This window comes from Pseudonocardia humida, assembly GCF_023898865.1.
Lineage (GTDB): Bacteria > Actinomycetota > Actinomycetes > Mycobacteriales > Pseudonocardiaceae > Pseudonocardia > Pseudonocardia humida.
Map to the genome: position 1 here is coordinate 1 of NZ_JAGSOV010000005.1, position 18,172 is coordinate 18,172.

The following is an 18,172-nucleotide window of genomic DNA, read 5'->3' on the forward strand; positions in this document are numbered from 1 at the left end:
CGGGGGCCCGCCCGCGCCGCGCCCGCCGGCGCCCCGGCCGCGGGGCGGGCGCCGCGGCGCGCCGCGGCGCAGCGCGGGGGTGTCGGAGCTGTCGGAGCTGGTCAGGGTGCTGGTCACGGCTCCTCCTACCGCAGGAACGCGGCGGCCACGCCGCTGTCGACCGGGATGTGCAGGCCGGTGGTCTGCGCCAGCTCGCCCGCGGTGAGCGCGAACACCGCGGCGGCCACGTGCTCGGGCAGGACCTCCCGGCCCAGCAGGGTGCGCTTGGCGTAGTAGGCGCCCAGCTCCTCCTCGGGCACGCCGTAGACCTCGGCGCGCTTGGCGCCCCAGCCGCCGGCGAAGATCCCCGACCCGCGCACCACGCCGTCGGGGTTGATCCCGTTGACCCGGATGCCGTGCGGGCCCAGCTCCGCGGCCAGCAGCCGCACCTGGTGGGCCTGGTCGGCCTTGGTGGCCCCGTAGGCGACGTTGTTCGGCCCGGCGAACAGCGAGTTCTTGGAGGAGATGTAGACGACGTCGCCGCCGATCCCCTGCTCGATCATGACTCCCGCCGCCGCCCTGGACACCAGGAACGAGCCCTTGGCCATCACGTCGTGCTGCAGGTCCCAGTCGGCGACGGTGGTCTCCAGCAGCGGCTTGGAGATCGACAGCCCGGCGTTGTTGACCACCAGGTCGAGCCCGCCGAAGGCCAGCGCGGCCGCGTCCACGGCCGCCCGCACGGCGTCCTCGTCGCGCACGTCGGCGCCGACGCCGATCGCGACGTCGGTGCCGCCGATCTCGGCGGCGGCCGCCGCGGCCTTGCCCGCGTCGAGGTCGGCGAGCACGACGCAGGCCCCCTCGGCGGCCAGCCGCTCCGCGGTGGCCCTCCCGATGCCCGACGCGGCCCCGGTCACCAGGGCGATCCGCCCGGCCAGCGGCCGGGGGGCGGGCATCCGGGCGAGCTTGGCCTCCTCCAGGGCCCAGTACTCGATGCGGAACTTCTCCGACTCCGGGATCGGGGCGTAGGTCGAGATCGCCTCCGCGCCGCGCATGACGTTGATCGCGTTGACGTAGAACTCGCCGGCCACCCGAGCGGTCTGCTTGTTCGCCCCGAAGCTGAACATGCCCACGCCGGGGACCAGCACGATCGCCGGGTCGGCCCCGCGCATGGGCGGCGAGTCCGCGTCCGCGTGGCGCTCGTAGTAGGCGCGGTAGTCCTCGCGGTAGGCCGCGTGCAGCTCGCGCAGCCGGGTGATCGTCCGGTCCAGCGGCGCGTCCGCGGGCAGGTCGAGCACCAGCGGGCGGACCTTGGTGCGCAGGAAGTGGTCCGGGCAGGAGGTGCCCAGCTCGGCCAGCCGCGCGAGCTCCTCGCCGGCGAGGAACTCCAGCACCACCTCGGAGTCGGTGAAGTGGCCGACCTGGCGGCGGTCGGTCGAGGCCAGCCCGCGGACGACCGGGGCCAGCGCGGCGGCCCGGGCGCGGCGCTCGTCGGGCGCCAGTGCGGCGAAGCGGGGGCGCACCGGGCCGAACGGCTCGGCCCCGCCCGCGCGGGCGTCGATGAAGGCCTGCGCGGTGCGGATGATCTCCAGGGAGTTGCGCTCGCACTCCTGGCTGGTGGCGCCCCACGCGGTGATGCCGTGCCCGCCCAGGACCACCCCGATCGCCCGGGGGTGCGCCCGGTGCACCGCGGCGATGTCCAGGCCGAGCTGGAAGCCGGGCCGCCGCCACGGCACCCAGACCACCCGCTCGCCGAAGATCTCCGCGGTCAGCGCCTCGCCGTCGGCCGCGGTGGCCACGGCGATCCCGGCGTCGGGGTGCAGGTGGTCGACGTGCGGCGCGTCGACGAGCCCGTGCATGGCGGTGTCGATCGAGGGCGCCGCCCCGCCGCGGCCGTGCAGGCAGAAGTCGAACGCCGCGACCATCTCGTCCTCGCGCTCGACGCCCGGGTATACGCCGGGCAGCGCGCGCAGCCGGTCGAGGCGCAGGGCGGCCAGCCCGCGCTCGGTCAGGGTGCCCAGGTCGCCGCCGGAGCCCTTCACCCACAGCAGCTCGACCGGGCCGCCGGTCACCGGGTCGGTCGCGCTGCCCTTCGCCGAGGTGTTGCCCCCGGCGTAGTTGGTGGTGGTCGGGTCGGCGCCGAGGCGGTTGCTCCGCTCGAGCAACTCCTGCACGGTGGCGTGGCTCATGGTTCCTTCCGGTGTCGTCGGTCCGGCCGGTTCAGGAAAGCCACGTTCAGGTCCGCTGCGGGCAGCATCGTGGCTTTCCTGGACGTCGGGGCGGGCCGGGTCAGGCGCCCCAGCCGGCCTGGGTGCCGCCGACCCGCTCGGCCACGATCCGCTCCTGGTAGCCGGAGCGGCGGTAGGCCGCGACCGGGTCGGGGTCCAGGCCCATCTCCTCGCGCAGCCCGCCCAGCAGCGGGCGCACGTCGGTGGAGAAGGCGTCCATCAGCGCGGCGTTGGCGCCCAGCACGTCGCCGCCGGACTGCGCGGCGGCCAGCGCGTCGGTGTCGACCAGCAGCGCCTTGGCCGTGGCCTCCTGCACGTTGAGCACCGAGCGGATGATCGCCGGGATCTTCGCCTCGATGTTGTGGCACTGGTCGAGCATGAAGGCGATCGGCGCGCCGCCGGAGGTGTAGCCGGTGCCGAGCGCGTCCGCGGAGACGATCTCGAACAGGATCCGGAACAGCTGGAACGGGTCGGCCGCGCCGACCATCAGGTCGTCGTCGGCGTAGAAGCGCGAGTTGAAGTCGAACGCCCCCAACCGCCCGGCCCGCAGCAGGAACGCCACGATGAACTCGATGTTGGTGCCCGGCGCGTGGTGGCCGGTGTCGATGCAGACCGTCGCCTTCGGGCCCAGCTCCAGGCAGTGCGCGTACGAGGTGCCCCAGTCGGGCACGTCGGTCGTGTAGAAGGCCGGCTCGAAGAGCTTGTACTCCAGCAGCATCCGCTGGTCGTCGCCGAGGCGGTCGTAGACCTCGCGCAGCGCCTCGGCCAGCCGGTCCTGGCGGGCCCGGATGGAGTCCTGACCGGGGTAGTTGGTGCCGTCGGCGAACCAGAGCTTGAGGTCGCGGCTGCCGGTGGCGTCCATGATGTCGACGCACTCCAGCAGGTGGTCGGTGGCCTTGCGGCGCACCCCGGGGTCGGGGTTGGTGACCGAGCCGAGCTTGTAGTCGTCGTCCTGGAACACGTTGGCGTTGATCGTGCCGATGCCGATGCCGTGCTCGCCCGCGTACTTCGCCAGCGCCCCGTAGTCCTCGACCCGGTCCCACGGGATGTGCAGGGCCACGGTCGGGGCGACCCCGGTGAACCGGTGCACGGTGGCGGCGTCGGCGAGCTTCTCCCACGGGTCGCGCGGCACCCCGGCCTGGGCGAACACCTTGAACCGGGTCCCGGAGTTCGCGTACGCCCACGACGGCGTCTCGATGCGCTGCTCGCGCAGCGCCCGCCGCGCCGCCGCTGCTCGATCCGTCACGTCCGTGCCTCCGTTCGGGCCAGCTGGTCCTCCAGGTGGAAGACCTCCTCCAGGACTTCGAAGCCCTCGTCGGGCGGACCGCCGTCCAGACCCGTGAAGAACGGGGCCATCTCGGCCTGCCAGCGGGCGTTCACCGCGGTGGCGGCCATCGCCCGCCGGGCCGCGCCCAGGTCGTCGGCCTCGACGTAGCCGACGAGCAGGCCGTCGGGACGCAGGTGCAGCGAGTAGTTGCGCCAGCCGCTGTCGCGCAGCGCCGCGAGCATCTCCGGCCAGACGGCGCGGTGGCGCTCCCGGTACTCGGCGAGCCGGTCGGGCCGGACCTGGAGCAGGAAGCAGTAGCGCACGGGGCACCCCCTGGAGCGCCGGGGCGGGCCGGTGCGCCGGCCCGCCCCGGTCCGGTCAGAAGTCGAACTGGTCGATGTTGCTCGCGTCGAACACCGTGGGCGGGCCGAGCACGACCTCGCCGTCGGCGCCGATCGTGTACTCGCCGAGCTTGCCCGCGGTGAACGTCTCGCCCTCGGCCCCGGTGATCTGCCCGGAGGCCAGCGCGGCGCCGGCGTACCCGGCCAGGTAGCCGATGTCGGCCGGGTTCCACAGCGCGAACTGGGCGACGGTGCCGTCCTTGACGTACTCGCGCATCTGGTTGGGCAGGCCCAGCCCGGTGACCGCGACCCGGCCCTTGTACTCCGAGCCGGAGATGTAGCGCGCGGCCGCGGCGATGCCGACCGTGGTCGGCGCGACGATGACCTTCAGGTTCGGGTGGGTCGCCAGCAGGCCCTGGGCCTCCTGGAACGACTTCTGGTCGTCGTCGTTGCCGTAGACCGTGGCGACCAGCTCCAGCCCGGCGTTCTCCGGCTTCTGCAGCTCGGCGTTCACCACCTCGATCCAGGCGTTCTGGTTGGTCGCGTTCGGGGTGGCCGACAGGATCGCGATCTCGCCCTGGCCACCGGTCAGGGCGGTGGCCATCTCCACCAGCTTCTGCCCGATGCCCTCGGTGGTCGCCTGGTTGATGAACACGTCGCGGCACTCCTTCGCCGCGTCGGAGTCGAAGGAGACGACCTTGATGCCGGCCTCGCGGGCCTGCTGCAGCGACGGGCACACGGCGTTGGCGTCGTTGGCCGCGATGCCGATCACGTCCTGCTGCTGCTGGATCAGCGTGTTGATGTAGCTGACCTGCGAGGAGGCGCTCGCGTCGTTGGGGCCCACGAGCTTGTACTCGCCCTTGAGCTCGGCCACGGCGGCCTCGCCGCCGCCGGTCTCGACGTCGCTGTAGGGGTTGTTGAGCTGCTTGGGCAGGAAGGCGATCTTGAGGCCCTCCTTGATCGGGGCGTTCGGGTCGGCGGTGGCCGCCGGCTCGCCGCCGCCCGCTCCCGGTTGCTCGGACTCGACGCTGTCGCGGGTGGTGCCGCCGCAGGCGGTCAGGCCGAGCGCGACGACGGCGCCGAGGGCCACGGGCGCGACGGTGCGCCGCAGGTGTCGGAACATCGGACTTCCTCTCAGGAGGGCCGGGCGGAGGACGGGGACGGGGCGACCGACGCGGACGTCGTCGGCGGGGTGGAGCCGGCCGGCGGGGGGTCGGCGGGCGGCGGGTCGGCGGCGGGCGGGGTGGGCCCGGAGCGGCGGCGGGCCAGGGCCGGGCGGATCGCGCCGGCCGCGTTGGGGGCGATCACCGAGGCGATCAGCAGCAGGCCGGTGACCACGGTCAGCGCCTCGGTGGACACGTCGGCCAGGCGCAGGGCGTTCTGCAGCGCCGCCAGCAGGGTGGCACCCGCGGCCACGCCCCACAGCGTCCCGCGCCCTCCGAAGATCGAAACGCCGCCGAGCAGCACGGCGGCGACCACGGCGAGTTCGAGGCCGGCGCCGTTGTCGGCGCGGGCGCTGGCGTATCGCAGCGTCCACAGCACGCCGGCCAGCGCGGAGATCCCCCCGGTGAGCACGTAGAGCCAGAACTTGGTGCGCGCGACGCGGATGCCGGCGAAGCGGGCGGCGTCCACGCCCGCGCCCATGGTGAACAGCGAGCGCCCGAGCGGGGTGGCGTGCAGGACCACGGCGAACGCGACCGCGAGCACCAGCAGCGGCAGCAGCAGGTTGGGCAGCCCGAGGGTGCGCCCGGTGACCAGGTCGGTGTACGCGCTCGGGAACTGGGCGACCGCGGCGTCGCCGAGCACCACCAGGGCCAGCCCCCGGTAGAGCGCCAGCGTCCCGATGGTGACCGCCAGCGACGGCAGCCCGAACACCGTCACGAACAGCCCGTTGACCGCGCCCAGGACGAGCCCGAGCAGCAGGCACAGCGGGATGATCGTCTCGATCGGCAGGCCGCCCTGCCACATCGCGCCCATCGCCGCGCTGGACAGCCCGAGCGTGCTGGCCACCGACAGGTCGATCTCGCCGGTGATCACGACCAGGGTCATGGGCAGCGCGATGAGCAGGATCGGGGCCAGGTCGAGCACCAGGAACGACAGGTTGCGGCCGGTGCCGAAGCCGTCGACGGTCAGCGCCGCGACGACCAGGAACAGCACCAGCAGCGCGATGACCGCGCGGTCCCACCCGGCCAGCCGCCGCCGGACCGGCGGGCGCCCCTCCGCGGTGCGCTCAGCCATGGTGGGCCTCCCTCCGGCGCAGCCGCGCCGCCACCCGGGCCGCGACGGCCCGGTCGGTGCCGATGGCGGCCAGGATCAGCGCGCCGACGATGGCGCCCTGCCAGAACTGGTCGATGGCCAGCACCGGCAGCGCGCTGCCGATGGTGGTGAGCAGCAGCGCGCCGATCGCGGCGCCGTAGACGGTGCCGCTGCCGCCGAACACCGCCACCCCGCCGACCACGACGGCGGCCACGACGTCCAGCTCGTCGCCGGTGCCCGAGGCGGCGTCGACGGTGCCGAACCGGGCCGCGAACAGCACCCCGGCCAGTCCGGCCAGCGCCCCGCTGACGGCGAACGCGGCCAGCAGCCGCCTGCCCACCGGCACCCCGGCCAGCACGGCGGCCTGCGGGTGGGAGCCCATCGCGTAGAGCTCGCGGCCCGACCGGTAGTTGCGCAGCGCGTACCCGGCGACCAGCACCACCGCCAGCGCGATGAGCAGCAGCCATGGCACCCCGAGCACCGTCGCGGTGCCGAAGGCCAGGAACGCCGGGGGCAGCTCGTCGGCGTTGATCTGCTGGCCGCCGGCCCAGAAGAAGCAGACGCCCCGGTAGACGTAGAGGGTGCCCAGGGTGACCACCAGCGCGGGCACGTTGCCGAAGCGCACCAGCGCCCCGTTGACCAGCCCGCACAGCCCGCCGACGAGGGTGCCGACCAGCAGCGCCACCACGACGGGCGTGCCGGGCGCGGCCTGCAGCAGCGAACCGGTGGCGAACGCCGAGAGCCCGAGCACCGAGCCGACCGACAGGTCGATGTTGCGGGTGATGACCACGACGGTCTGCCCGACGGCCAGCACGACCAGGATGGCCGCGCCCAGGGCCAGGTCGCGCACGCTCTGCGCGGACAGGAACCGCGGGTTGATCGCGGCGGTCACCGCGACGAGCGCGCCGAGCGCGAGCACGATCCCCAGCTCGCGGGCCCGCAGCAGCACGGCCACCCGGGACGCCGCGGCGTCGTCGGGGGTCCGCCCGGTGGGCGCCGCGGCCTTCTCCGGCGCAGTCACGCCGCCGCCCCCTGCCCGGTGGCCGCCCGCATCACGCTCTCCTCGTCGGCCCGCTCGCGCGGGATCTCGGCGACCAGCCGGCCCTCGCGCATCACCAGCACGCGGTCGGCCATGCCGAGCACCTCGGGCAGCTCGGAGGACACCATCAGGACCGCGACGCCCTCGGCGGCGAGGTCGGACATCAGCCGGTGCACCTCCGCCTTGGTCGCGACGTCGATGCCGCGGGTCGGCTCGTCGACGATCAGCACCCGCGGCGCCGTGGACAGCCACTTGGCCAGCACGACCTTCTGCTGGTTGCCGCCGGAGAGCCGTGACACGGGGTCGTCGAGGTCGGCGTACTTGGTCTGCAGCCGCGCCGTCCACTCCCGCGCCGCGCGGCGCTCGGCCCCGCCGAGCAGCAACCCGAACCGCGCCAGCGAGCGCCAGCGGGTGGTCGTGGCGTTGCGCGCGACCGAGGCCTCCAGCACCAGCCCCTGCTGGCGGCGGTCCTCCGGGACCAGGGCGACGCCGGCGGCCATCGCCGCGCGCGGGTCGCCCGCCCGCAGCTCGCGCCCGCCGACCCGGACCACGCCGGTGTCGCGCGGGTCCACGCCGAACACCGCCCGCACGACCTCCGAGCGCCCGGCCCCGACCAGTCCGGCCAGCGCCACGATCTCCCCCGCCCGGACCTCGAACGACACCTCGGAGAAGACACCGCGCCTGCCCAGGTCCCGCACGGCGAGCAGCACGTCGCCCGCGGGCACGTCCCGCTTGGGGAACAGCGTGGACAGCGGCCGGCCGACCATCCGGCGGACCATCTCGTCGACGGTCAGGTCCTCGATGGGGTCGCTGGACACGAGCGCGCCGTCGCGCAGCACCGTGACGCGCTGGCACAGCGCGGTGATCTCCTCGAAGCGGTGCGAGATGAACAGCAGCGCGGCGCCGCCGTCGCGCAGCGCCCGGGCCACCGCGAACAGCCGCTCCACCTCCACCGGCGACAGCGCGGCGGTCGGCTCGTCCATGACGATGACCCGGGCGTCCAGCGACAGCGCCTTGGCGATCTCGACGATCTGCTGGTCGGCGATGGACAGCCCGCGGGCGGGGCGGTCGGGGTCGATCGCCACGCCGAGGCGGGTGAAGAAGCCCGCGGCCAGCGCGTTCATCGCCGGCCGGTCGACCCGGCGCAGGGAGCGCCGCGGCTGGCGACCCATGACGACGTTCTCGGCGACGGTGAGGTCGGGGAAGAGCGTGGGCTCCTGGTAGATCACCGCGATGCCGGCGGCGATGGCGGCGGCCGGGCCGTCGAGGGTGAGCGCGCGCCCGTCCAGCTCGATGGTGCCCGAGTCGGGGCGGTGCACGCCGGCCAGCATCTTCACCACGGTGGACTTGCCGGCGCCGTTCTCCCCGACCAGTGCGTGCACCTCGCCCGCGTGCAGGTCGAGCGACACCTCGCGGACGGCGGCGACCGCGCCGAACGACTTGGTGACCGCACGGACCGCGAGCCGCGGCGCCTGCTCGGTGCTCATCCACCCTCCTCGGCTTCGGCGATGAAACGTTTCAAGAGGTGGCTCCGGACCGTACGGTGGCCCACCGGGCCCGTCAAGGGGATGTCAGTGCACCGGTCGTGGCGTGCGCCTTCGCCGGGCCGGTCCCGGCGGTGTCGTACAGTCTGATCACGTTTCACTCACGGGAGGCTGCGGTGTCCGGACCAGGCGCGCCGAGCATGAAGGACGTCGCCGCGCGGGCCGGGGTCTCCCTCGGCACGGTCTCCAACGTGCTCAACCACCCCGAGCTGGTCAGCGAGCGCACCCGCCGCCGGGTGCAGTCCGCGATCGACGCGCTGGGCTTCGTGCGCAACGAGTCGGCCCGCCAGCTGCGCGGGGGCGGCAGCCGCACGGTCGCCTACGTGGTGTTCGACGCGGCCAACCCGTTCTTCACCGACGTGGCCGCGGGCGCGCAGGCCGCCACGGACGCCGCGGGGCTGGCGCTGTTCCTGTGCAACAGCGGCGAGGACCGCGAGCGCCAGGCCGCCTACCTCGACCTGCTGGAGCAGCAGCGGGTCGAGGGCGTGCTGATCACCCCGGTCGACCCGGCCGACCCGCGGCTGGCCGCGCTGGCCCGGCGGGGCACGCCGGTGGTCCTCGTCGACCGCGGCGCGGGCCCCGAGCACTGCTCGGTCACCGTCGACGACGTCCTGGGCGGCGACCTCGCCGCCACCCACCTGCTCGACCTGGGCCACCGCCGGATCGCCTTCGTCGGCGGCCCGCGCAGCATCGGCCAGGTGGCCGACCGGATCACCGGCGCCGAGCGGGCCATCGCCCGCGGCGGCGGCGAGCCGCTGACGGTGCTGGAGACCGAGAAGCTCAACATCGCCGAGGGCCGCCGCGCCGGCGAGCGCTTCCTCGGGCTGCCCGCCGCCCGCCGGCCCACCGCCGCGTTCTGCGCCAACGACCTGCTCGCGTTGGGCCTGCTCCAGCAGCTGGTGCACCTGGGCCTGCGGGTGCCGCAGGACGTGGCGATCGTCGGCTACGACGACATCGAGTTCGCCGCCGCCGCGGCCGTCCCGCTCACCTCGGTCGCCCAGCCGCGCCAGCGGCTCGGGCGCACCGCGGCCGAGCTGCTGCTCGACGAGGCCCGGGGCCCGGCCGGGCACACCCACCAGCACATCCTGTTCGCCCCGGAGCTGGTGGTGCGGGCCTCGACGGGCCTGCACCGAGCCGCCACCGTCGCCTGACCACTCCCCGCCCGTCCCCGTCGGGCGGGCGGGTCAGGCCGGGCGCAGGGCGCGCAGCAGCTCCGCGGCCACGGCGTCGGGCTGCTCGAGCAGTGCCAGGTGGCCGGCCCCGGGCAGCGCCACCGACCGGGCACCGGGCACGTGGGCGGCGGTGGGCTCCGCGCCCCCGCCGACCAGCGGGTCGTCCGCGCCGTCGAGGACCAGCAGCGGCGCCGTGAGCTCCCCGGCCCGCAACCGCTGCCACGGGGTGGGCCGCACGGCCGCCACCGCCGGGACGTCGGCGAAGTTCTCCGGCACGAACGCGGGCGCGCGCAAGGTGCTCGTCACCTGCGCGTGCACGGCCGCGGCCAGGGCGGGGTCGGGGATGCGGTGGGCGAAGGCCACCGTCTCGGGCAGGCCCGCCAGCAGCGCGGGCAGCCCGTCGCGGGCCAGCCGCAGCACCTGCCCGGCCCACGCCAGGAACGCCGGCGCCGGCGGCTGCCCGGCGACCGGGGCACCGAGCAGGGCGAGGGAGGCGACCCGGTCGGGGTGGGCCAGCGCGACCTGCACGGCCACCATCCCGCCCAGGGAGTGCCCGACCAGGTGCGCCGGGCCCGGTCCGACCGCGTCGAGCACGGCCACCACGTCGGCGGCCAGGTCGGCCAGGCGGTAGCCGCTCGACGGGGCGTCGGACGGGCCGTGGCCGCGGGTCGACGGGCGCACGACCCGGTGCCCGGCGCCGACCAGCCGGTCGGCGACCGGGTCCCACCCGGCGGTGCTCATCGCCAACCCGCTGAGCAGCACCACCGGCGCGCCACCGGTGGGACCGCTGTCGTCGACGTGGAGCCGGACGCCGTCCCGCTCGACGGTGCGCCGGCCTGTGCGGTTGCCTTCGGACACCAGCCGATCATGCCCGTCCGGCGTCAGCCGTCCCAGCCCGGACGGACCAGCCCGCTCTCGTAGGCCATCACCACCACCTGGGCCCGGTCGCGCGCGCCCAGCTTGGTCATCGCCCGGCTCACGTGCGTCTTGGCCGTGGTGGGGCTCAGGAACAGCTCCCTGGCGATCTCCTCGTTGGTGCGCCCGGCCGCCACGTGGGTGACGACCTCGCGCTCGCGCTCGGTCAGGCTGGCGATCAGCGCGGCGCGGCGCCGGTCGACGCGGGCCGGGCGGGCCCGCGCGGCGAACTCGGCGATCAGGGTGCGGGTGACCGCGGGCGCCAGCAGCGCCGCTCCCCCGTGCACCACCCGGATGGCCTGCACGAGCTCGGCCGGCTCGGAGTCCTTGACCAGGAACCCGCTGGCCCCGAAGCGGATCGCGTCGAAGACGTAGGAGTCGTCGGTGAAGGTGGTCAACACGATCACCCGGGTACCGGACAGCCCGACGTCGGCGGCGATCTCGCGGGTCGCGGCCAGCCCGTCGTGGCCGGGCATCCGGATGTCCATCAGCACGACGTCCGGGCGCAGCCTGCGGGCCAGCCGCACCGCGACCTCGCCGTCCTCGGCCTCCCCGACGACCTCGACGTCGCGCTGGGCGTCCAGCAGCGCGCGGAAGCCGCTGCGCACGAGCGCCTGGTCGTCGGCCAGCAGCACCTTGATCACACGGTCGCTCATCGGACCACCCGCTCCCCGATCCCCTCGCCGGCCGCCCGGGGGCCCCGGTCCCCCGACAGCGGCAACCGCACCTCGACCCGGAACCCGCCGCCCGGGCGCGGTCCGATGCGGCTGGTGCCGCCGAGGGACTGGGCCCGTTCGCGCATGCCGGCCACCCCGCTGCCGCCGCTGCCGGTGTCCTCGACGTCGACGGCGCCGTGCGGACCGCCGTCGTCGTCGACCTGGACGGTCAGCTCGTCGTCGGCGTGGATCAGCCGCACCGTGGCGGTGGCCGCGCCGGAGTGGCGGCGGGTGTTGGTCAGCGCCTCCTGCACGATCCGGTAGGCCGCCCGGTCGACCCCGGGCGGCAGCTCGGCCGGCAGCCCCCCGGTCTCCACGCGCACCGCCAGCCCGGCGGCCCGCGCGTCGCCGACCAGCGCGTCGAGGTCGGCCAGGCCGGGCACCGGGTGGTGCGGGGGCGCGACGTCCACGCCGCGCAGCACCCCCAGCGTCGCGCGCATCTCGCGCAGCAGGTCGCGGCTGGACTGCTTGATCGCGGTGAGCGCGGTGCGGGCCTGCTCGGGGTCGTCGTCCATCAGGTACAGCGCCACCCCCGCCTGCACGTTGATCAGCGACACGTGGTGGCCCAGCACGTCGTGCAGCTCCTGGGCGATGCGCAGCCGCTCGTCGCTGCGCCGGCGCAGCGCGGCCTCCTCGCGGGCCGCGCCGGCCTGCTGGATGCGCTCGCGGCGGGCCCGCCAGCCCTCGCAGGCCGCGATCACCGCCACCAGCGCGGCGATCCAGGCCGCGGTGCCGGCCAGCGGCAGCGCGCCGGGGTTGCGCAGCATGTGCACGGCGGCCAGGGCGGGCACCGCGAGCGCGGTGGTCGTGTACGGGACGCGGCGCCGACCGGCCAGCACGGCCGAGCACAGCGCCACCAGCGGAGCCAGGAACAGCGGACCGAACGGGTAGCCCAGCACCAGGTAGGCGAGCACGAGCGCCGTGGCCGCCACCAGCACCGGCGACGGGTGGCGGCGGCGCAGCGCCAGCACCAGCGCGCTGGCGAGCAGCAGGGCGTCGCCGAGCAGGTCGAGCGGGCGTGCGGTCGGCTGGACGAGCGCGGCACCCCGCGTGCCGACCAGCAGGACCACCGCGACCAGCACCGCCGACACCGCAGGCCAGGCCCGGCCCGCGAGCCGGCCCACCCGGGCCCAGCGGCCCGCGACCCGTCCCGCGGAGAACGTCACCCGCTCACGGTAGCCAGCGCGCGGCCCCCGGGGCGTCGTCCGCGGGGAGCGCGGGCGGCTACTCCCCCGGCAGTAGCCGTTCGACGGCCTCCCGGAGCGCCCGCGGCGCCCGGACCAGGAAGCTCTCGGTCACGAGCTCGCCGACCTCGGCCCAGTCGACGCTCGGCCCGAGCACCATGCCGACCACGTCGGGGCCCCACGGGGCGGGGAAGAACGGGGGGCCACCGGCGCGCAGGACCTCCAGCTCGGGACCGGACGAGCGCAGCATGAGCACCGTGACCGGGCCGTCGGTTCCGGCCGCCCGGGCGAACGCCTGCGGGCGGCCGCCGACGATGGTCAGCAGGTGGGCGAAGGTGCGCCGGCGGACCTGCCAGCGCACGCCCTCCCAGGCCGCCTCCTCGCGCACCTCGGGCAGGGCCAGGCAGGCGGCCCGCACCGGAGCGAGGAGGTCGGGCGGGACGTCGTCGGGGCCGCTCACCGGTGGGCGGCGCGCGGCTCAGTCGTCGTCATCGTCGTCGTTCTCGCCGTTGTCGTTGTCGTTATCGTTGTTGTCGTTGTCGTCGTTGTCGTTGTCCACCGGCGGCTCGCCGACCCGCTGGATGTTCAGCGAGCCGAACGCCCCGCTGGCGTCGACGACGACGTCGCGGGTGCCCGAGCCGTCGCACGCGGCGTTGCAGTTCGTCCCGCTGAAGATCCGCACGCCCTCGACCTGCACCCTGGCGTCGGCCGGCACCACGACCCGGGTGCTGCCGAAGACGAACCCGACGTCGACCCGGTCGTCGCCGGGGACGACGTTGACGACCGAGCTGCTGAAGGCCGAGAAGCCGTCGTCGGCCACGAGCACCTGGCTGGCGCCGAACACCGCGGCGCCGAGCACGGCGAGCCCGACCAGCGCCTGGACCGGACCGCGGTGCCCCGACCGGGCCGGCGGAGCGGGGGCGGGCTCGGGCTTGTCCACGACGGCCTGCGCGACCGGCTGCGCCTCGGCACTCGTGTCGGGGTCGGGGAGGTCGGCGACGAGCGGCGCCAGCTCGCTGCGGGTGCGCGCGGCCCAGCACCGCCCGGAGCGCTCCTCGTACTCGGTCATCGTGAGCACGCCGTCGGCGTAGGCCTGCTGGAGGCGGGCGTCGACCTCCCGCCGCTCGCGGTCGCCGATGCGCACCTCGGGTCGCGACTCGTCCACGACCTCATCCTGGCAGCAACCCGCGCCGGCACGTCGCCCGGTCGGTGGACGAGCGGTCACGCGGTGGCGTCAGCGCCTCCGGTCGTGCCGGTGGCGTCACGTTCCCCCCGCCGGCGGTGGCCGGCCGGCGGAGCGGCGCACCCGTCCCCATGGCTTCACCACCGCCAGCACCGTGGCCACGACCAGCGCGGTGAGCGAGACCGCGGGCGGGAACGCCAGCGCGCCCAGGCCCGCGGCCGGGTCGGGGCCACCGGCGGCGCCGCGCGCGGCGGCGTCCTGCAGACCCGCCCGCAGCACCAGGGCGACGAGCGCGACGAGCACGAGGTTGAGGGCCAGCTTCACCGCGACCCACCAGTAGCGCAGCAGGCCGTAGCGGGTGCCCAGGCCGAGCACCACGCCGCTGAGCAGGCTGAGCAGCCCGGCGCCGAGCAGCGGCCAGAACAGCAGCGGCGACACCTGCAGGCACAGGGCGGCTGTCCGCGCGTCGCCCAGCAGCGCGCCCAGCACCAGCACTCCCAGCACGACGTCGACGCCGACCCACCCGCCACTGGCCAGCAGGTGCACGACCAGCCACGCCCGGCGGCCGCCGCGGCTCAGCGGTCTGGTCACCGGCGGGCCGGCGATCGGGCGGGCGGAGCGGCGCATGTCGCCATGCTGGGCGTTCCGCCGGACCGCGGCGTCGGGCCGCGGGCCCGTTCCGGCTACCACCGCGGGTGTACCGACGCCGCCGGCCCGTACTCCCGCGGGAGCACGGGTGATCCCCGATCCCGACCCCACCCCGAGCGGGCTCGCTCGGGGTGGGGTCGGGATGCCCGGGTCGTCCCGTGCGCCCGGCGACGGACCCCGGCTGACGTCCGTGGGCGGATCCGGCGCCGCCCCCGCGTTCCTAGCGTTCCCGGCGTACCGAGCACGACCGAGCACCGAGACCCGGGAGAGACCATGGACCTCACGACCGCGACCCCGACGCCCGCCACCCGCCCGGACGGCGCTGACGGCCTGCGCCGGCACGCCCCGACCCTGCTGCGCGTGGCGCTCGGCGTGGTGTTCGTCTGGTTCGGCGCGCTCAAGATCGCCAACGTGACGCCGGTGGCCGCGCTGGTCGCCGACACCCTGGCGTTCGTCCCGGTCCCGCCCGAACTGCTGCTGCCCGCGCTCGGCGCGTTCGAGGTGGTCGCGGGCGGCCTGCTGATCGCCGGGCGGCTGCTGCGCCCGGTGCTGGCGGTGCTGGTCGCGCACCTGGTCGGCACGTTCCTGGTGCTGGTGACCCTGCCGGGCGTGGCGTTCCAGGACGGCAACCCGCTGCTGCTGACCACCGAGGGCGAGTTCGTGGTGAAGAACCTGGTGCTGGTGGCCGGCGCGCTGGCCGTCGCGGCGGTCCTGCCGCCGAGAAGTCGCTGACCGCGTCGGGGCTGATGACCTCGGTGGGCGGGGTGCCGCGCAGGATGCGCTTGATCGGGGTCTCCGGCTTCTTCCCGGTCAGCGCGCGCGGCACCGCGGGCACCACGACGATCTCGTCGGGCACGTGCCGCGCCGACGGCTCGCGGCGCGGCGCGCCGGCGCTGCGGCCCTTCAGCGCGTCGTCGAGCGATGAACGTGTGCGCCTGGCTCAACCGGTGGCGGCGGGGACCCGGGCGCGGACCAGGACGTACGCCTCGGTCCCCGGGAACGCCATCCCGGCCCGCAGCGCCCCGTCCTCGCGCAGCCGCTGCAGCACCGCGCCCGCGAGCTCGGCGGCGCCATCCGCAGCCCAGACGGTGACGAGCAGCCCGACTCCCGCGCCCCGGTCGACCAGCACCTCGCCGCCGGCGAACCCGGCGCAGGACCGCAGCCGCGGCAGCGCGTCGCGGAGGAACTCCAGGGCGGCCGGCACTCGGGACGGGTCGACCCGCACCCGGGTCAGCCGCACCGCGGCACCCGGGGCGGCGACCGGAGCGCCCTCGCGGAGCGCGACCTCGTAGCCCTCCACCACCAGGTCACCGCCTGCCGCCGCGGCCGCGATGTCCCGGGCCCTGGTCAGGGCGGCTTCGGAGGAGTGCGTCGACTCGTCCCAGTAGGACACCGCCACGATCACCCCGCCCGCCCGGTCGACCATCGTGACCAGGCCCCGGTTCCCGGCCGCCGCCTCCACGGCGGCCCGGTCCGCCTCCTCCAGGCGTGCGACGCCGTCCTCGACCCGGTCCCGCTCCCCGAAGATGATGTTGACCCGCGCGTGCATGTCGACCTCCTCGACGTACCGCCGTCACCCGGACACCGCGTCGCTCCGACCCGATGAGTCAGCGACTTAAACAACTCTGCAATTGCGATACTATGCAGGAATGGGTCGACCCGGGGCCGGACCGGGCGTGAGACGAATGACCTCGACGGCGTCGAGCAGCCGGGCGAGCGCGAGTGCCGAGGCGGCGCGAGGCCCGGCCGTCAGGGGGCGGCCAGGCGGGCGAAGGCGGTCACCGCCGAGAAGTCGCTGACCGCGTCGGGGCTGATGACCTCGGTGGGCGGGGTGCCGCGCAGGATGCGCTTGATCGGGGTCTCCAGCTTCTTCCCGGTCAACGTGCGCGGCACCGCGGGCACGACGACGATCTCGTCGGGCACGTGCCGCGGCGACAGCTCGCGGCGCAGCGCGCCGGCGATGCGGCCCTTCAGTGCGTCGTCGAGCTCGGCGCCCCCGCGCAGCGCCACGAACAGCAGCAGCCGGCCAGGGCCGCCGCCCGCGGCGTCCTCCAGGTGCACGACGAGGCTGTCGGCCACCTCGGGGAGGTCCTCGACGACGGAGTAGAACTCCGCGGTGCCCAGCCGCACGCCGCCGCGGTTGAGGGTGGCGTCGGACCGGCCGGAGATCACGAAGCTGCGGTGCTCGGACATGGTCACCCAGTCGCCGTGGCGCCAGACGCCGGGGTAGGTCTCGAAGTAGGACGACCGGTACCGCTGGTCGCCGGGGTCGTTCCAGAACCGCACGGGCATCGACGGCATCGGCTGCCGGATCACCAGCTCGCCCAGCTGCCCGACGACCTCGTTCCCGTCGGGGTCGAACGCGGTGACGTCGACGCCCAGGCACGGCCCGGACAGCTCGCCGCGGTACACCGGCAGCCAGACGTTGCCCGCGACGAACCCCGAGCACACGTCGGTGCCCCCGCTCATCGAGTTGACCAGCACGCGGCGCCCCAGCAGCCCGTCGAGCCAGTCGAAGCCCTCCGGCGGCAGCGGCGAGCCGGTGACACCCAGCATCCGCAGCCGCGACAGGTCCAGCTCCGCGGTCGGGTCGACGCCGGCCTTGCGGCAGGCCATCAGGTAGGCCGGGCTGGTGCCGAGCAGGGTGGCACCGGTCTCGGCGGCCACGCGCCACTGGGCCAGGAGGTCGGGGTGCAGGAAGTCGCCGTCGACCATGACGACCGTCGCGCGCCGCAGCAGGCCGGAGACCAGGATGTTCCACATCGTCCACGCGGTGGTGGTGAACCACAGGAACGTGTCGCCGGGCCCGATGTCCAGCTGCAGGGCCGCGCTCTTGAGGTGCTCGAGCAGGATGCCGCCGTGGCCGTGCACGATCGCCTTGGGCAGGCCCGTGGTGCCCGAGGAGAACAGCACGTAGAGCGGGTGGTCGAAGGGCACCGGCTCGAACGCGAGCGGCTCGTGCCCGGCCAGCAGCTCCTCCCAGGTCAGCGCGTCGGGAAGCGGGCGCGGCCCGTAGGGCACCTCGACGACGCGGCGCACGGTGGCCAGCCCGGCCCGGATCGTGGCGACGTCGTCGGACTTGTCGATGCTCTTCGCGCCGTAGGTGTAGCCGCTGACCGCGAGCAGCACGGTGGGCTCGATCTGGGCGAAGCGGTCGACCACGCTGCGCGCGCCGAACTCCGGCGCGCAGGAGGCCCAGACGGCGCCGAGCGAGGCGCAGGCCAGGAACGCGACCAGGGCCTCGGGGATGTTGGGCAGGTAGCCGACGACTCGGTCGCCGTCGCCCACGCCGAGCGCGCGCAGCCCGGCGCGAGCCCTGGCCACCCGGTCGGCCAGCTCGCCGAAGGTCAGCTCGACCGGGTCGCGGGTCTGCGAACGGGCGATCACCGCGACCCGGTCGGTGTCCTCGGGGAGGCCGAACATGTGCTCGGCGTAGTTGAGCCGCGCTCCGGGGAACCACCGCGCGCCGGGCATCTCCCGCGAGCCGAGCACGGTGTCGTAGCCGCCTCGGACCCCGAAGTGGTCCCAGACCGCGGCCCAGAAGCCCTCGACGTCGTCGACCGACCAGCGCCAGAGGGCGTCGTAGTCGTCGAAGCGCAGCCCGCGCTCCGCGGCGAGCCGGCGCACGAACCGGCCCAGGGACGTGGTGTCCAGGACGTCGTCGTCGGGGCGGCGCATGATGTCGGCCAACGGTGCCCTCCAG

The 18,172-nt window shown here is 75.3% G+C and carries 17 protein-coding genes; 2 read left to right on the top strand and 15 right to left on the bottom strand.

What is annotated here, in order from left to right; all coding sequences use genetic code 11:
- Nucleotides 1–125 precede the first annotated feature (125 nt).
- From KDL28_RS01095 to KDL28_RS01125, 7 genes are all read right to left on the bottom strand, one after another.
- Nucleotides 126–2,165 (bottom strand): bifunctional aldolase/short-chain dehydrogenase, encoded by a 2,040-nt coding sequence (locus KDL28_RS01095; protein ID WP_252435234.1) that lies wholly within the window; start codon nt 2,163–2,165, stop codon nt 126–128.
- Between the two features lie 100 nt (nt 2,166–2,265).
- Nucleotides 2,266–3,450: an L-rhamnose isomerase gene (gene rhaI / locus KDL28_RS01100; RefSeq protein ID WP_252435235.1), complete on the bottom strand. Its 1,185-nt coding sequence runs from the start codon at nt 3,448–3,450 to the stop codon at nt 2,266–2,268.
- On the bottom strand, nt 3,447–3,794 hold the full coding sequence (locus KDL28_RS01105; RefSeq protein WP_252435236.1) for an L-rhamnose mutarotase: 348 nt from the start codon (nt 3,792–3,794) through the stop codon (nt 3,447–3,449). Before KDL28_RS01105 ends, rhaI begins: the two co-directional genes overlap by 4 nt.
- 55 nt (nt 3,795–3,849) lie before the next feature.
- A complete protein-coding gene (gene rhaS / locus KDL28_RS01110; RefSeq protein ID WP_252435237.1) occupies nt 3,850–4,935 on the bottom strand; it encodes a rhamnose ABC transporter substrate-binding protein in 1,086 nt (361 codons plus the stop codon).
- Between the two features lie 11 nt (nt 4,936–4,946).
- Entirely contained in the window at nt 4,947–6,050 is a 1,104-nt protein-coding gene (locus tag KDL28_RS01115; RefSeq protein ID WP_252435238.1) for an ABC transporter permease, read from the bottom strand.
- Nucleotides 6,043–7,089 carry an ABC transporter permease gene (locus KDL28_RS01120; RefSeq protein ID WP_372496847.1) on the bottom strand — a complete coding sequence of 349 codons (1,047 nt, stop codon included), beginning with the start codon at nt 7,087–7,089 and terminating at the stop codon, nt 6,043–6,045. Before KDL28_RS01120 ends, KDL28_RS01115 begins: the two co-directional genes overlap by 8 nt.
- The gene (locus KDL28_RS01125; RefSeq protein WP_252435239.1) at nt 7,086–8,594 is read right to left on the bottom strand and encodes a sugar ABC transporter ATP-binding protein; all 1,509 of its coding nucleotides are present in this window, start codon (nt 8,592–8,594) and stop codon (nt 7,086–7,088) included. Before KDL28_RS01125 ends, KDL28_RS01120 begins: the two co-directional genes overlap by 4 nt.
- Before the next feature lie 197 nt (nt 8,595–8,791).
- Here KDL28_RS01125 and KDL28_RS01130 point away from each other — a divergent pair, with 197 nt between their 5' ends.
- The gene (locus KDL28_RS01130; protein WP_252435292.1) at nt 8,792–9,802 is read left to right on the top strand and encodes a LacI family DNA-binding transcriptional regulator; all 1,011 of its coding nucleotides are present in this window, start codon (nt 8,792–8,794) and stop codon (nt 9,800–9,802) included.
- Nucleotides 9,803–9,835: 33 nt separating this feature from the next.
- Here KDL28_RS01130 and KDL28_RS01135 read toward each other — a convergent pair whose 3' ends face one another.
- From KDL28_RS01135 to KDL28_RS01160, 6 genes are all read right to left on the bottom strand, one after another.
- On the bottom strand, nt 9,836–10,681 hold the full coding sequence (locus tag KDL28_RS01135; protein WP_252435240.1) for an alpha/beta fold hydrolase: 846 nt from the start codon (nt 10,679–10,681) through the stop codon (nt 9,836–9,838).
- Between the two features lie 23 nt (nt 10,682–10,704).
- The gene (locus tag KDL28_RS01140; protein WP_252435293.1) at nt 10,705–11,382 is read right to left on the bottom strand and encodes a response regulator; all 678 of its coding nucleotides are present in this window, start codon (nt 11,380–11,382) and stop codon (nt 10,705–10,707) included.
- Between the two features lie 8 nt (nt 11,383–11,390).
- Nucleotides 11,391–12,620: a sensor histidine kinase gene (locus tag KDL28_RS01145; RefSeq protein ID WP_252435241.1), complete on the bottom strand. Its 1,230-nt coding sequence runs from the start codon at nt 12,618–12,620 to the stop codon at nt 11,391–11,393.
- 58 nt (nt 12,621–12,678) lie between these two features.
- A complete protein-coding gene (locus KDL28_RS01150; protein WP_252435242.1) occupies nt 12,679–13,098 on the bottom strand; it encodes an MmcQ/YjbR family DNA-binding protein in 420 nt (139 codons plus the stop codon).
- 18 nt (nt 13,099–13,116) lie between these two features.
- On the bottom strand, nt 13,117–13,803 hold the full coding sequence (locus tag KDL28_RS01155) for a DUF1707 SHOCT-like domain-containing protein (RefSeq protein WP_252435243.1): 687 nt from the start codon (nt 13,801–13,803) through the stop codon (nt 13,117–13,119).
- A gap of 96 nt (nt 13,804–13,899) precedes the next feature.
- On the bottom strand, nt 13,900–14,448 hold the full coding sequence (locus KDL28_RS01160; RefSeq protein WP_252435244.1) for a hypothetical protein: 549 nt from the start codon (nt 14,446–14,448) through the stop codon (nt 13,900–13,902).
- A 294-nt stretch (nt 14,449–14,742) separates the two neighbouring features.
- On the opposite strand from KDL28_RS01160, the gene KDL28_RS01165 reads away from it, so the two are divergent.
- Entirely contained in the window at nt 14,743–15,201 is a 459-nt protein-coding gene (locus tag KDL28_RS01165) for a DoxX family protein (protein WP_252435245.1), read from the top strand.
- A gap of 208 nt (nt 15,202–15,409) precedes the next feature.
- On the opposite strand, the gene KDL28_RS01170 is transcribed toward KDL28_RS01165, so the two are convergent.
- Together KDL28_RS01170 and KDL28_RS01175 are read right to left on the bottom strand one after the other, a co-directional pair.
- Entirely contained in the window at nt 15,410–16,018 is a 609-nt protein-coding gene (locus KDL28_RS01170; RefSeq protein ID WP_252435246.1) for a hypothetical protein, read from the bottom strand.
- Nucleotides 16,019–16,218: 200 nt separating this feature from the next.
- Nucleotides 16,219–18,147 (bottom strand): acetoacetate--CoA ligase, encoded by a 1,929-nt coding sequence (locus KDL28_RS01175; protein ID WP_252435294.1) that lies wholly within the window; start codon nt 18,145–18,147, stop codon nt 16,219–16,221.
- Nucleotides 18,148–18,172 lie beyond the last annotated feature (25 nt).